The 15084-nt window shown below is 50.9% G+C and carries 16 protein-coding genes; all 16 read right to left on the reverse strand.

Annotated elements, in window-relative coordinates; translation table 11 throughout:
- Nucleotides 1–37 precede the first annotated feature (37 nt).
- The 16 genes from DKB62_RS01955 to DKB62_RS02030 all read right to left on the reverse strand — a co-directional run bounded on the left by DKB62_RS01955 (nucleotide 38) and on the right by DKB62_RS02030 (nucleotide 15076).
- Nucleotides 38–979, reverse strand: coding sequence for a ChaN family lipoprotein (locus DKB62_RS01955; protein WP_107195901.1), 942 nt, complete (start codon nucleotides 977–979; stop codon nucleotides 38–40).
- Nucleotides 980–1003: 24 nt separating this feature from the next.
- Complete coding sequence (locus tag DKB62_RS01960; RefSeq protein WP_107195900.1) at nucleotides 1004–3061, reverse strand: TonB-dependent receptor plug domain-containing protein; 2058 nt, start codon at nucleotides 3059–3061, stop codon at nucleotides 1004–1006.
- Nucleotides 3062–3188: 127 nt separating this feature from the next.
- Nucleotides 3189–3977, reverse strand: coding sequence for an ABC transporter ATP-binding protein (locus DKB62_RS01965; RefSeq protein ID WP_107195899.1), 789 nt, complete (start codon nucleotides 3975–3977; stop codon nucleotides 3189–3191).
- The gene (locus tag DKB62_RS01970) at nucleotides 3974–4984 is read right to left on the reverse strand and encodes a FecCD family ABC transporter permease (protein ID WP_095629846.1); all 1011 of its coding nucleotides are present in this window, start codon (nucleotides 4982–4984) and stop codon (nucleotides 3974–3976) included. The genes DKB62_RS01965 and DKB62_RS01970 overlap by 4 nt, the downstream gene beginning before the upstream one ends.
- The gene (locus DKB62_RS01975) at nucleotides 4984–5949 is read right to left on the reverse strand and encodes an ABC transporter substrate-binding protein (protein ID WP_107195898.1); all 966 of its coding nucleotides are present in this window, start codon (nucleotides 5947–5949) and stop codon (nucleotides 4984–4986) included. Before DKB62_RS01975 ends, DKB62_RS01970 begins: the two co-directional genes overlap by 1 nt.
- 154 nt (nucleotides 5950–6103) lie before the next feature.
- Nucleotides 6104–6883, reverse strand: a complete 780-nt coding sequence (locus DKB62_RS01980) for a ZIP family metal transporter (RefSeq protein ID WP_107195897.1) — start codon at nucleotides 6881–6883, stop codon at nucleotides 6104–6106.
- A gap of 48 nt (nucleotides 6884–6931) precedes the next feature.
- Nucleotides 6932–7864 carry a helix-turn-helix domain-containing protein gene (locus DKB62_RS01985; RefSeq protein ID WP_107195896.1) on the reverse strand — a complete coding sequence of 311 codons (933 nt, stop codon included), beginning with the start codon at nucleotides 7862–7864 and terminating at the stop codon, nucleotides 6932–6934.
- Nucleotides 7865–7907: 43 nt separating this feature from the next.
- Nucleotides 7908–8732: a pyridoxamine 5'-phosphate oxidase family protein gene (locus DKB62_RS01990; RefSeq protein WP_107195895.1), complete on the reverse strand. Its 825-nt coding sequence runs from the start codon at nucleotides 8730–8732 to the stop codon at nucleotides 7908–7910.
- Nucleotides 8733–8917: 185 nt separating this feature from the next.
- A complete protein-coding gene (gene hutW / locus DKB62_RS01995; protein WP_087477113.1) occupies nucleotides 8918–10471 on the reverse strand; it encodes a heme anaerobic degradation radical SAM methyltransferase ChuW/HutW in 1554 nt (517 codons plus the stop codon).
- 13 nt (nucleotides 10472–10484) lie between these two features.
- On the reverse strand, nucleotides 10485–11006 hold the full coding sequence (locus DKB62_RS02000) for a flavodoxin family protein (protein ID WP_087477114.1): 522 nt from the start codon (nucleotides 11004–11006) through the stop codon (nucleotides 10485–10487).
- 106 nt (nucleotides 11007–11112) lie between these two features.
- A complete protein-coding gene (locus tag DKB62_RS12870) occupies nucleotides 11113–11892 on the reverse strand; it encodes an energy transducer TonB (RefSeq protein WP_107195894.1) in 780 nt (259 codons plus the stop codon).
- 5 nt (nucleotides 11893–11897) lie between these two features.
- Nucleotides 11898–12302: an ExbD/TolR family protein gene (locus DKB62_RS02010; RefSeq protein ID WP_087477116.1), complete on the reverse strand. Its 405-nt coding sequence runs from the start codon at nucleotides 12300–12302 to the stop codon at nucleotides 11898–11900.
- Nucleotides 12303–12314: 12 nt separating this feature from the next.
- Entirely contained in the window at nucleotides 12315–12926 is a 612-nt protein-coding gene (locus DKB62_RS02015; protein ID WP_095629838.1) for a MotA/TolQ/ExbB proton channel family protein, read from the reverse strand.
- 415 nt (nucleotides 12927–13341) lie between these two features.
- A complete protein-coding gene (locus DKB62_RS12505; protein WP_157949681.1) occupies nucleotides 13342–13623 on the reverse strand; it encodes a hypothetical protein in 282 nt (93 codons plus the stop codon).
- A gap of 124 nt (nucleotides 13624–13747) precedes the next feature.
- Complete coding sequence (locus DKB62_RS02025) at nucleotides 13748–14296, reverse strand: hypothetical protein (RefSeq protein ID WP_107195892.1); 549 nt, start codon at nucleotides 14294–14296, stop codon at nucleotides 13748–13750.
- A 9-nt stretch (nucleotides 14297–14305) separates the two neighbouring features.
- Nucleotides 14306–15076, reverse strand: coding sequence for a hypothetical protein (locus DKB62_RS02030; protein WP_087477120.1), 771 nt, complete (start codon nucleotides 15074–15076; stop codon nucleotides 14306–14308).
- Nucleotides 15077–15084 lie beyond the last annotated feature (8 nt).

Below are 15084 nucleotides of genomic sequence, written 5' to 3' on the forward strand. Positions count from 1 at the left end.
AAGGCCCTGTTAAAATCTATACGGTGAAACTTGTAATTTATGCCCCGTGAGCCGTTTCCAATGCTAAGTATTCGCCGCCGTCGGCATGAGCGCTGGCAGCGTCTGCTGCCGACTCAGCTGCCGGGTCGTAATGTACGGCGTTGATGACGGCAATTTTTAAGTCAGGCCGCAGACCGTGCAGCTTTTCTACGGCTCCCAAATGGCCTTCGCTGTGGAAATTACCGACGACATGATACACGATGGCATCGCCATGATCATCCAGATACTCGGCTATGCTTTCTGCCATGGCATCGTCCTTGAGGCACTGGGCCATAAACATAGGCTGTATCATCGCTTCGGGTACATTCATGCCGCCGGGCATATTGTTCATGCCGGCCATCGTCGCGGCGAATTTCGTCCGATACGCATCGGAACCGGCGGCATGGACTTTAGGCAAATAGCGCTTGTCGGCTGCCGCCACGCCGTCGAGACTGCGGGCTTTGGCGTACGCCGCGGCCATGCGCCGGGGAATATTGCCCGTCAGCACGGGAATCCCCTTCTCCTTGGCGAATTCTGCCATGGGCTTATAGGCCGTCATATACTGAGGCCAAGGCCGCGATTGAGACAAGAACAGCTCCTCGCTCAGCGTTCCGGCTAAATAATCGTCCATCGTGGTCTGTACGTCCCGTTCAAACATTTCCATGGATAAAACCAGCTTATCGCCGTGCAGGTCATGCAAGCCTTTCAGCACGTCCAGCTCGGCGTCATGTATAGGCTGGCTGTCGTGAAATTCACCGAAAAAGATAACTTGATACTCTTTTAAGCCGTCCAGCATCTCTGCTGTCGATACGGCTTTCTTTGTCGCTCCGTCTATCCATACGACGGCCGGCGCCTTCTCCGCTGCAGGAGCCGGAGCAGCCGCTCCGGCCATTCCTGCCGCAGAGAAGACGGTCATAGCCGTCAAGAGGGAGAGGAGTCGTAGTGTACGTGATATGTTCATGAGAAATTCCTGCTTTGCTGGAAATTAGAACATCCATTCTGCGCCGGCTACCCATGTGCGTCCGTAGAGGTAGGCGTTCGTATTCTTTTCATCAAAAATATTATCGCAGCCGGCAAAAATACGATTTCCCTTACCGAATTTTTTGTTAACTGTTACGTTGAATGTCGAATACGTGGCGTCTTTTGATTCGCTGTTTCCGCTCATTCCACCCATCGTTCCGCCAGTAGTATAGCGATATTTATTCACCCACTGGTTCCACAAAACGACGCTGTATCCATAAGGATCTAAGTCATCGTACATGAGCTGGAGCGTCGTAATATTCTTCGCACGATTATCCAAACGAGAATCATCAGCTTTATCAACGGCATCTAACCAGTTGCTCGTCGCCTTGACTGTCCAATTCTTATTGAAGTGATGTCCCAATTCCAATTCCACGCCATTGATTTGTGCTCTGTTGACGTTGATATATTCATTGACATATCCATCGGCATCTAAGGCATGAGATGTAATCAAGTTCTTGACGTCGTTTTCAAAATACGTGATTTTTCCCCACGTTTTGTCGTCGTCGTATTCGTAACTAATATCCCACGATTCCGCTTCTTCCGGCTGCAAATCAGGATTCCCCAAAACAGTTACCGTTGCCGGCCCCATAGCACGAGTCATACTCATATACAATTCGCTGATTGTCGGAGCCTTGAAGCTCTTGCCCCAGTTCGCTTTGAAACGGTTGTGGTCATTAAGGAAATAAGTCGCACCAATTTTAGGCGTCGTTTCTCCGCCGAACGAGCTGTCGTGGTCATAACGGACAGATGGAATAATCAGCAGCTTATCATTGACCATCCATTCGTCCTGAATATAAGCGGCATATGTATCGACTTCTTTTTCTGAATAATCTTTGGTTTTCAGAACGCCATTGCCCCAGCGATCTTCACTATGGACGTTATCGCCGCCGTTGCCCATACGAGTCCCTTCTACTTTATTGGTGCGGTATTCCGCGCCAAACGTCAGCAAATGGTCCTCGCCAATAGCCATAGTATCCTTGCCTTCAATACCGAATAACTTATATTTTGACTTATCCCAGTCGTATTTGGGGAACATTCCGCCAAGCATACCTTCCATCATCCCTAACGAAGGCCGGTTATTATATAAATTATTGTCTTTATCCAAATAGCTGTAATAGGTCCGAATCATCCAGTCGTTTTTAGGGGTCTTGCCAGTCCACGCTAGGCTAAAATCTTTGCGTGAAAAATCGTACCATTCTTTTTTATCTTTGCTGGTAACATACCCCATCATAGACTCATCAATATAATCGGCCGCTGTTTGTTCATGATAATAACCTAAATTTACATTTAAATTCTGATTTCTGCCCAAGTCGAAATTGCCGTCGAAATGAAAGTCCTGCGTCGGGCCGTAGTAATTGCTGCCGTCGGAGTCTTCAAACATTTGCTTTCTTAATTTAGAAAAGCGCATATCCAAGCTGCCGCTGAAATTTCCCTGCTTGCCGAAATTGATATGGTAGTAGTTATTGATACTGCTCGTACCGGTCGATGCGCCGACTGTAACGGACGGTTTTACACCAGATTTCTTTGTAATGATATTGATGACGCCGCCGAGAGCATCCGATCCGTACTGGGCCGACGCCGGGCCGCGGACGATTTCAATGCGTTCGATGTCGGATAAGCTGAGACGGTCGAGGGCATATACATTCTGCGTAACGCTCGTATCTTCACCGGCACGGCGCATGCCGTTGACCAAAATCAGCGTATGGTTGGTGCTCATGCCGCGGATCATGACGTTGTGGCCTGCCATGCCGGCACGGGTCACATCGACATTGCTGGCCAGCTTCAATGCCTGATATACGTCGGTCGCGCCGAGTTTTTCAATATCTTCGGACGTAATGACTTCTACATTCTGCGGAACAACTTTAACTTCTTCTTCCGTACGCGTAGCGGTAACGATGACGTCTTTTGTCCTCACAACGTCGCCGTCAGCAGGCGCGGCCATGACCGGCAGGCTGCCGCCTACGGCGCACAATACAGCTAAGGTCAGCATACATTTTTTAGATGATGAAAATGAATCCATGAAATAAAACCTCCCCTTCATCTTTGAACATGGTGTCTGTCTGGAATATTTTCCTGATGACAGAGTACGTTATTATGAAATGAATAAAAGATATGTATAATAAACGCCAAAGCGTTATTAACCGAATTTATACGGCAGCGTACGGGAAGCAGGCCAGATACGCGCCGTTTTCTTCTTGTACCGTCGTGACGACGGCGCGGATACCGTAAAGAGGCTCCAGTATATCCTGTCGGAACACATCGGCTACAGGGCCGTCAGCCACGATATTTCCTTTCTTTACGGCGACGAGGCGATGGCTGTAACGAGCTGCGTGGTTTAAATCATGCATGACCATGATGACGATAATGTGCATGGTCTGATACAAATGCACGACGAGCTCCATCAGAGCCAGCTGATGGCGGATATCCAGATATGTCGTCGGCTCGTCGAGAAGGAGGATTTGCGGCTCCTTGGCCAAGGCCATAGACAGCCAGGCTCGCTGCCGTTCGCCGCCTGATAAGGCAGACAAGCGGCTGTGCTGTAAACGCTCCATCTCCGTCGCCTTTAACGCGCTGTTAATGGCCGCAATATCTAAATCGTTTAGTTTTGAAAATAATCCCTGATAGGGCAAGCGGCCATATGTAACCAAATCCCGCACGGTCATATCTCCCGGTGCGCTGGCCGACTGGGGCAGCATGGAAATGGTACGGGCGATTTTGTCCATCGACACGTCTTTGAGATCCTGCCCGTCCAGATATACGGCGCCGCCCGTCGGCACGAGAAGCCGCGCCAGTGATTTCAGAAGCGTCGATTTACCTGAGCCGTTCGGGCCGATAATCGACACGATTTCCGGTTGGTCAAAGGCTATGGTTAGGTCTTCCGCTATAACTCGTTCGCCGTACTGCAGGCGTAAATGGTTTGTCGTAATCGTACTCATGACTGACCCATCCTCCGTTTCAGCAAGTATAAGAAGAACGGCGCGCCGATGAAGGACATGAAAATGCCCACAGGCACTTCTACAGGACTGAACAGCGTCCGGGCCGCTACATCGGCTACGACGACCAATACGGCGCCGAACAATGCCGAGCACGGCAGAAGGGCTTCAAAGTCCGAACCGACGATAAGGCGCATGACATGAGGCACGATGAGACCGACAAAGCCAAGCAGACCGGCTACGCTGACTGCCGATGCGGCCAGCAGAGCCGCCAAAGCAACGAGGACAGCACGAGTACGCTCCGTATTAACACCTAACGTTTTAGCTACGTCATCGCCCAGCTGGAGAGCATTGAGTCTTCGGTAGTAGCATAGAGTCCCGACGATGCCCAGCAGGCTGTACGGCAGAATCATGCGGACGTACGACCAGTTGCTGCCGGCAAAACCGCCGGCCATCCACGATACGGTTCCCTGAATCTTATCGGAGAAAAATACCGACAGGGCCGTCATGCCGCCGCCAAAAAACGCCGCCACGGCTACGCCGGCTAAGACGAGACGCAGCGGATTGACGCCCCGCTCGTAGGCAAGGAAAAAGACGACAGCCGCGGCAAACATAGCACCGATAAAGGCTGCAAAGGGTACGAAACTCGTAAAGGTCGGCGCAATAAGCATGAGGGCCATGGCCGCCAGACCGGCGCCGGCCGAAATGCCGATAATACCCGGGTCAGCCAGCGGGTTGCGCAGAATTCCCTGCAGGATACATCCCGACAAGGCCAGGTTAGCGCCGGCTAAGGCCGCACAGATTGCCCGAGGCATGCGCAGCGTATAAATAATGCGGTAGTTATCTGTCTGTCCCGGCGCGACGACAGCCTGATATATATCCGACAAAGAAATATGTACCGCGCCGGCGGCAATGCCTAATGCCAGAGACAGCATCAGCAGTATCAGGCCGGCGCAGAGCGTCGTCATGCGGACGACGCCGCGGTTATCTTGTTCTACGGCACGCTCCATCAGATACCTCCCTGCCCGTACAGGCAATCTGCCATATATTCCATAGCCTCGCCGATGTTGCTGCCCGGATTGACAGTAAACAGCTCCATAGGCAGATCATAAATGCGGCCGTTTTTAACTGCCGACGTCTGACTCCACGCTTCATTCGTCTGCATTTGTTCCTTGAAGCGAGCCAGATTTTCCGGTGTATTACCCATGGAAATGATGAAGACGACTTCCGGGTCCTGCTTGACGACGTATTCCAAACTGAGAGGAATAAACTGGCCCGTCAGGGATGTATCCAGTTCGGCAATATTTACACCGTGAAGGCGCTGCAGCAAATCGCCGGAAAATGTCTCGCTGCTGGCCATGCTGTTGCTGTCCGGGTTGCTGAACAAAATCAGTGTCCGCGGGCCCGTCTTGCCTTCAGTCATAGCGACAGCATCACGGCACTGCTTGACAATTCTGTCCGTCTCTTCCTGGGCTTTTGCCGTATTGCCGGTCAATTCGCCAAAAAACTTCATCGTTTTCAGCGTGTCCTCGTAATTGTCCAGCGAATTGATATACAGCGGAATATGATTCTGCTTCATCGTTTCCCGCAGCTGATTATGGAACGGCACGTTGACGCCGATGACCAAATCGGGTTTTAAGGACAATATTTTTTCGATATTCGGCGAATGAATAATCCCGATTTCCGGCACGTCAGCGACGGCTTTTGCCAGTTCCGGCGACAGCGACTGCGACGTCGGCCTGCCGACAACCTGCGACGCCCCGCCGGCTGCAACGTACATATCCATGTTGGACGCATTTAAAAAGACAACACGCTGCGGATGCTCCGGGATCTCCATTGTCTCACCCGTACTGTCCGTCACCTGCCGCATGGCTGCCGTTGACGCTGCTATTCCGCCCTGTGTCATCATGTATACGATGCCGCCGAACAAGCAGATAACAAAAGCTGCTGCGACATATAAAATTACTTTGCGCAATCAAATCCCTCCCCAAGACATACGTTATATGATATGAGTTGCATTTTATTAAAGAAATGATAATCACTATCTATAACTATAGCAGGATTCTTCCTTGTTTTCTACTCCAAATAGACATAAAAATAACCCATTTCGTTATGTTAATAAATAATAATTATCCTAAAGCGACATCCAGAGCCATCATGACGGTAAACCCTAACGAAAAGGAAAGAGCGCCAACGTTAGAATGTTTTCCGAAAGACATTTCCGGAATCAGTTCTTCCACGACGACGTACATCATCGCACCGGCAGCCAGGCTCAGCAGGTACGGCAGCAGCGGCACAACGAGACTGGTCAGGCAAATCGTCGCGACGGCGCCGACGGGCTCGACGATGCCCGACAGCATCCCTCCGGCAAAGGCCCGATGAGACGACAGGCCGGCAGAGCGCAGAGGCATAGAAATAATGGCTCCTTCCGGAAAATTCTGGATCGCGATCCCCAGCGATAAGGCAATAGCACCAGCCAGGCTTATTCCTTCCTGCCCCGACAAAAACGCAGCATACACGACGCCTACAGCCATGCCTTCCGGAATGTTGTGCAGCGTAACAGCCAATACGAGCATAGTCGTCTTTTTCAAATGTGCCCGCATCCCTTCCGGCTCATCGCTGTTCAGGTGAAGGTGCGGCACCCAGCGGTCTAGAAGAAGCAGCATGCCTACGCCGAGCCAAAAACCGGCAGCCGCCGGCACAAAGGCCCATTTCCCCCATGAAGAGACTTGATTCATAGCTGGAATGAGCAGACTCCATACCGACGCAGCAGTCATCACACCAGCTGCAAATCCTGTCAGAGCCCGCTGTATGCCTTGCGGCAGCGGACCTCTTATACCATACACACATGCTGCTCCCAAGGTCGTCCCTAAAAAGGGAATGAAAAGCCCAATGGCAATATCGGTCATAACGCCCTCCTCAATCTATCCGCCGAAACGCACAGTATTGCCTGCCCTTTATTTTCGCAATGATTTTCGGTACTCTCGCGGAAGCATGCCGGTCATTTTCTGAAACAGCACGGAAAATTTACTGCTGTTTGCGTAACCTACGCGATTGGCTATCTGTAGGATGCTGTCTTCCGTTTCGGCAAGCATGCGCATCGCCTCGCTGACCCGCAGTTCCTGCAAATGCTGGCCGATGGAGCTGCCGTAAACGCTTTTAAAGCACCGTTTCAACGTCGTCGGCGCAATATGATGCTCTGCGGCAAGTTCTTCTACTCGTTTCTTTGTCGTCAGATTTTCTAATAGTTCCAAATGGATCGCCTTAACGATATCAACTTGCCGCTTCGTCACGTAAACGTATTGGTTTCGTTCCGGCTCGATTGTCCCGAGGAACAAAAATATTTCCAAGATTTTAAGCTGGCAATACCGGCGTCGAATACCTTCCGGCACACGGTACAGTTCTTCAAACAAATGCTGCATGTCATTGTTTTCTTTCATAATAAGGCCGAAATCCGATTCCCGGCAAAAACGGCTGCATAAGGCCGTCAAATCGCCGTCGTCCTCCAACAGCCGGGAAACGACAGGCTGCGCCTTGGATACAGAGCATAAAATAGACAGGCCATGATAATGAGACGAAGGAAAGAAAATAGAATGACAATATTCCTGATGATGCCGCCAGCCAATAGACATATCGCCTGGCCCCATATAGAGAAATTCGCCGTTCTGAAAATTACACTCTATACGGCCTTCCTCACAATGATTGACAGCGAACAAGCCCTGCGTTACGGGATGGCTCCGGCAGGAAAAGGATTCAATATGCGCGTCTATATAGACGAGATCGATGCCCGGATATACGGGATACGACGTCAGACGTGCCGTACCCGTATTATTTTGTATTTCAAACACAACCCTCTCTTCAGAAGATTCGATCATCCGCATAGTATCCATTATTATACTGCACCCTTTCTTGAATAACCAGCTCTAATTTAAACTAAAATCGATATACCTGACGCACAGCTTTTCCCTCTCTGGCAAATTGCCCCCAAAGAAAGACAGCTTCAGACGGAGAAATCTCAATGACATGGAGAACGACGGGCATTTTACGCAGCCGTTTTTCAGCAATACCCTTGGCCGCCGCGGCCGCAGCATAGCCTTCGTCCTGTGGTTCGAGAATCTGTGCCGTGCCGCTCAGCTGCAGTCCTGCCAAATGGGAAAAATCGGAAAATGGCTCGCATACGGAAAAACTGACATGCGGATCACGATATATATTCGCAAATTTTCGTCCGCCTTCGCTGAACAGGTATATTTTTTTATGCCAATATACGTACTCAATCGGCGTCGTCCGAATATTCCGTCCCCATCCGGTAGCTAAAACGCCCGTAGTATGACTCGTCAGGAACGTTTCTAATGCCTGCCATGCCGTACTGTCGCTGTCCGGTACAGCAGCCGGAGGCGGCTGTATTGTCTCAGCAGCACGTATGACCCCTTCTGTAACGTCACTCGCCGGAATAAACGCAGACAAGGCGATAGGCCGTTTCAGCAGCATTTCAGCCTGACTACGCAGCCTCTGTACCGACAATTCATTATCACCAATGACAATGAGTCCCCATGTTGTATCTGGCTCCGCATACTGTACGATCTCTGCCAAGGGCTGTACCGCCTGTTTTTCCGTCAAAACCAGCAAAATCCGCTTATATTGGCGCAGCGATACGTCTTCCCGGCATTCCGCATACCGGCTCATGCTGAGTATACTGCCGATCATGACGGCAACGCGCCGTGCCGCAGCGTTTTCGTAATATAGGCAAAGAGTATTCATGATTGCTTCCCCCTTCTGGATTGTCACGCAGCCAATTTTCCATATCTCCTACTCTTTATTATGAATTTTATGATATAGATTGTCAATATCACACTTGCGTATATGTTATATTTTTCACGCGATTAGATACGGCAAAGACTGCAACAGATCTTCGTTGCAGTCTTTACACAGAGGAGTGCAGCTATCTATGAGTGATTTTTCATTTGCTTCATAATGGCTTGAATCTCATCCTGACTCATATGGCGCATGGCTTCAGCCATTTTTTTCATAGCTTCCACGCTGGGCGTGCCGCTCATAGCTTTCATCCGCTTCATGGCCTCTACCATAGACGCAGTTTTCTTCGAATCTTGCGCAGCTACGCGTTCCATCACCATGGCATTTTTCCCAGTCATGAGGTACTGGATGCATTCCAGCGTCGTCTGCGTGATGTTGACCTGCCAGAACTGACCAGCATCCGTCAGCGTATACATGACGCCGTTATATGTTACAAGACCGCGTGTTTCCCACAGCTTATACAGCCATTCCAGATCTTTCAGCTTGTCGTCAAAGGCGTATATTTTATTTAAATCCATATAGCACATTTCCAGCTGGTTCTGCACCGCATCGACAATCGGCTGCAGCGGCGACTGCTTCATGAGAGCCATAAAGGGCTTTTTGCCTGCTTCGACAAACATTTCATACGGTGCAATGGACCGGTGAAGCATCGTTGAATAGCCGTCTACGCTGCCTCCGGCGCCGCTGCCGAAGGGGAACATGGACGAACCGGAGCGGGCCAGTGTATTGTACAGGCTCCGCTCACGGTTGCTGCAGCTCCAATGGCAGACATTCAGGCGGCGATACGCCCGCTGTTCCAGATAGGCCTTGGCAAAGGCAAACATGCCGGCCTGGTAATCCGTCGTCGCTGCCGGCGGCAGCGCGCCGCGGGCAATGGCCTTATTCAAATCGCTGCCGTCAAAAACGTTGAGCTGATACAAATCAGCGCCGTCTACGCCGGACTGAATCAGCAGATCCAAATCTTCCTTCCAGACCTGCATGTCCTGACCGGGCAGACCGTAAATGAGGTCGACGACGACAGCACACTGGTTGTAATCGAGAAGGCTCCGCAGATTTTTCAATACCGTTTCTTCATCGTCCAGTCGGCCGACAGAACGGCGGATATCCGTATGAAAGGACTGAACGCCCAAAGACATGCGGTTTACACCATTTGCCAGCCAAACGTCCATCTTTTCCGGTACCAGATCATGAACACGCCCTTCCAAAGTCAGCTCGTAATCATTGGCCAAGGGCAGGCAGCGGCAAATCGCCTGCAGCAGCCGTCCGGCATTTTTCGGAGACAAGGATGTCGGCGTACCGCCGCCGATAAATACAGCATGAATAAGGCTGTCCTTTAAGCGCGGTAAGTCGGCAGAGGCTTCCAGTTCCTGAATCAGGCAGTCCACATAATGATCTTCTACGTCCTGATTCGTCCCATTTTGAAAAAATCCGCAGTACAGGCATTTAGTCTTGCAGAACGGAATATGTATATACGCCGTCTGGATGTCCTTTTTAGCCGGTGCAGACGCCATGATGCGCTGCCAAACCTGCTGTGATTCATCAGGCGGGACAACCGTGCCGTGCAGGCCGGCATGAACGACGCGTTTGCGCGGAAACGCGTCCGTCAGCGGGCTGTCCGTTTCCGCACCGAATTGGAAAATGCGCTGCTCTGGCGGCAGGCTGTGAAATAATTCTTCTAAACTCATATGAGTGTCTCCCTTATTCCGCAGCAAGCTTCTTCATGACATCTGCCGCAAAAGCTTTGGCATTTTCCAAATCAGCAGCATCGGGATGCTTGGCTGCTTCGGCATGAAGGGCGTCCCGTTCCGGCGATTTGCCGTGGGGATGGCCAGCTGGGAACTGCTTGTACATCATTTCAATAAGCTTGGGGTCTACTGCGCCCTGGCAGATAAACGTACCGGCGACATGGACGCCTTTCGGCAGAAAGGCCGCGCCGTTATCCAGGCTCTTCGCCGCATGTTCCGACTTCGGATCGGCTCCTAACGTTGCAAATATAGCGACATGCTTATTCTTCAGTTTTTTCAGCATGTCCTGCGAATCCTTATCTGCCGTACCGCGGTCCACCCAAAATCCGAGGAACACGCAGTCGCAGCGGTCAATATCAGCCGGCGCCTCTTTAACGGAAAGGCAAGGCGTCCCTGCCGGCAGGGCTTCGGCAATTGCTTCGGCCACCTTTTTCGTATTTCCTGTACGCGTCGAGTACAAAACGATCGTTTTCATACATACACTCTCCTTTTATGGCATAATTTTTTATAATGGATACGAATCTCATGTCTTCGGCTCTGTGTCTCCTGACTAAAAAAAACGATCCGACAAACCAGGGGAATTAATTCAAATTAAAGGTAACGGGCACGTTTACCGTTACATCCTGCCCGCTGGCATTCGGATACGGGCAGGCGGCATATACAGCGTTGAGAGCTGCCTTATCCAAAATACTCTGTCCCGATGAGCCGGATACATAGGCATTGACGCAGTTTCCGCTGCTGTCCAGCGTAACTGTAACGGTAACGGAACCAGTCAAACCGCGGCGGACAGCCATAGGCGGATAGGATTTATTGGCGTTGACAGCAGACCAGAATCCATCGGAATCAAACGGCGATGAACCGGTCCCTTCTGCACCGCTGTAACCGCTACCCTGACCGTCGCCGACGCCTTCTCCATAGCCCTGGCCATCGCCCGTCCCGTCTCCGACGCCTGAGCCAGTACCCGTACCGCTGCCAGCCCCCGCACTGCTGCCGACACCACCTCCGCCAGCAGCAGACGAACTGGCGGCAGCCGGAGCGGGCTGACTGCTAGGAGCCGGTTCCGGCACGGCATCTGACAACTGCGGATGAGGCATAACAGCCGATTGGCTGGCATCTATTTGCGCCACACGCTCGGCTACGGCTGTTTCAGACAGCTTTTCCGGAAACAGTTCGCCGCCGCTGCCGCCGGCATGCCCGCTTCCAGCACTAGACAGTTCGCTGGTGTCTAAATCTATGACATACATCTGCTGTTGTTCCTGCTGCATCACAGCTCCGGCAAGAAACATAGCTGCCGCGCCTACGACAAGCAGGTGGACTACTGCCGAGCCGGCATAAGCTCGTATCCATGAAATTTCCCGCATAGGCGTCATCCCTTCTGTTCTGCAGCGATGGCCAGACGCTTAACACCAGCAGATTTCAACATATCCATGACAGCGACTACCTGACCATGAGCCGTACGGCGGTCGGCTTGCAGAATCACAGCGGCGTTGGCATTTTCTGCCATGTGTCGCTTCATCCGTTCCGATGCTTCGTCAAAGCTGACAGGACGATTATCCATCGTAATATGCCCTTCCGCATCAACCGTCAGGATAATGGGCATCTGCACAGGCGCCGACGCGCTCTGAGCCTGAGGGAGCTGGACGGACAAGGCCTTCTGCGCTACGGTCTGCAGGCTGTTCATCATAAAAAACACAAGCAGGAAAAAGATAATATCAATCATCGGAATGATCATAAAAGCCGGTTTCTTTTTCATCCTGACATTCGTAAACATCAGCCTTACCTCCTACCTTGCATTTCTGGCGTTCACTACAGTAAGGCACAGCTTTTCCGTATCCGTCACAATGGTGTCCAGCTGATGGTCGAAGTAGGTATATACGCAGAAAGCGATAATCGCGACGCACAGTCCCGACGCCGTCGCAATAAGAGCTTCACCGACACCGCCGGTAATCGCCGTGGCGCCAGCGCCGCTGTCTAAAACGCTGAACGTGCTGATCATGCCCGTTACTGTGCCGAGAAGCCCGAGAAGCGGCGCAATCGTGACGATAGCGCTGAGGTAATCGAGATAGCGGCGAAAGGCGATGGATTCAATCGTCATCTGTTCATTGAAAGCATCTTTCATGGCTTTTTCATCATCCTTATGCCGGAGGCCGCTGGCAATAATGCGGCTGATAGCCGTAGGGAATTTCCGGCAGAAATTTTCCGCCGTATCCCATTGCTGATCACGAATAGCATGATCAACACCAGTAAAAAACTTTTTCGAATCCCGACGATTGGCCCGGTAATAGTAAAACCGTTCAATCGCAATGGCTACCGTAAAAATAGATAAGGCCAGCAGCGGATACATAACCAGGCCGCCGCTGTGAAATAAATGCAGAAAATACGCGAATCCTTCCATTTGTTACACTCCTTAATGATTATAGTTACTAACTTATATAAATGCGATGATGCCTTGATACACTTTGCCGCTTACAAATCTTATATGCATAACGCGGCGGCAGAAACGAAAATAACCCATAACCCCAGAGTGCACGCTACGCTTTCCCATGTACCTTTTTCAGCACTTTTCATGTTTTTTTGCGCCACTGTTATCCATCTCCTTTACTGATCATTTTTAAGATATTGATTATTGTATTCATATAATAAAATGCACGTATATGATACCAAGGATATGAAAAAAAATCTACTCCAATCAGACATAAAAATAGCCCGATTAGACCAAACGACAATAATAATTATTAAAAAATACTCCTCATCCAGACAAATATCAAATATATTAGTCTGCATGAGGAGTATGTCTCTAAAATATATATTTAAATTTTTATGACAGCCAATACGGCGTCGCCGCATCGTTCCATACGCTCTAAAGAAACGGAGAAAAAGGGGCCTTCTCGTTCCATTTGATTGAAAAAATGAATATAGCTCCCGTAAAACCCGCTTAATTCTACATTATATCGGCTTTTTTCCTGCGGCGAGGTATAAAACGACAGTACTTGTAAGCCGCACGCATCGGCCTGCCGCTGTACGACGTTCAGTGCGTCTTCATCGGTTCCCTGCCATTTCCTGATAATGTCTTCCCGATCTTTCCACTCCATTGCCGTTTTATAGGAACAAATGCGGTTGTTAACGGTCTTCCACGCTTGCCATTGCCGGTACCAGTAGGCACAATGGACGGAGGACATCAAAAGCAGTACCAGAAGGATATACCAAAGGACTTGTTTATGCCTTTTGTCGTGAAGTATCTTGTTCATCATTCGCCCATTCTACCTCCAGCTGAAACGCCGTTTCCGCCGTCTGTCCCGCCTGCTTCATACGGCTGGCCGAAACCGAACGTACAGAAGGCTGGCGACGCAGGGCGTCCTGCCATTTTCTCTCGGTGCCGACTTCATTTGCCATACCAGATATTGACAACACATGGCGGCGCATTTCGATTTTTTCTACAAATGCGCCTTCCGGCTTGGTATCGGCAAGGCACACGAGAATTTCCGGCCAATGAAGCCGATTTCGTTGGTCTTCGTCGTGCCGCTCTTTCAACTCGTGCAGCTTTCGTTCCCACTCATTTTGCTGCACAATACGTTTCTGAATAGGAAAAGCCTGATCCGTAAACCGTTCTTGTTCCCAAATCGTCCGCATCTGAAAGATCGCACCGGCTGCGCCGACGGCCAGAGTCACGACGACCAGCAGCGCAGCAAGCTTTTTACTCAACCGCAGCGCCAACAAGGACCATGACGAAGGGCGCTGCTCCTGAGGGATTAAATTGAATTCCATACGCTGCTCCTAATACGCTGCCAGTACGGCAGCCGGATATACTAATTCCCACCGATCCATATCTCGCTTCACAGACTCCGACACCGGCGGAATAGACCACATTCCTTTCTCTTCGTCGTACCACACCCCATGATGCATCTGTTCCTGCGCTTCTTGCCAAATCCGGCCTTCTTCCGGCAGCGCCGAAGTGCAGGCATAGGATAAGGGAACTCCCGACTTCAGCTGAACCACATGAATCAGCGCCGGTTCGCACAGATATAAAATGCCAGTCCCGGACGGACAGAGGCGTCCTGCCGCCGCCGGAAGAACGTCAATTCTCCTGACGCAGCAATTCCCGGACCGCAGCGTCTGAATCATATCTGTTACCATATCGTAAGGATAGGCGGCGCTCATCCAGCCGTACAGGCCTCCCTCAGGCGGTTCTGCAGTTCGGGCTAAATCAAAGGCGTACGCCGTGCTGCCGTCGCCAATCGCCTCATCCCATACGACCATGCTTCGCGCCTCTTCCTTCCGTTTCGTCGCCAGCTTCAGCTCTTTCCACAGTAAAGACGGGCCGCTGAGCAGAAGATACGTCGTATAATCCTGCAATCCATATACAGCAATAATATCTCTCAGGCACTTCTTTATTTTCTCAGGCCATGCGAGCCAGTCGCCAGGACAATCATAAAGGCAGAGCTGCCGGCTCCGGACGCCGCCGTACCAGCTCGTTTCCGTTTTCAAAACATATATGTGCCGCTGCGACAGCCATATGTAGGCCCGATATCCTTGGACTATACTCATTCATTTGC

This window comes from Megasphaera stantonii (assembly GCF_003367905.1).
GTDB lineage: Bacteria > Bacillota > Negativicutes > Veillonellales > Megasphaeraceae > Megasphaera > Megasphaera stantonii.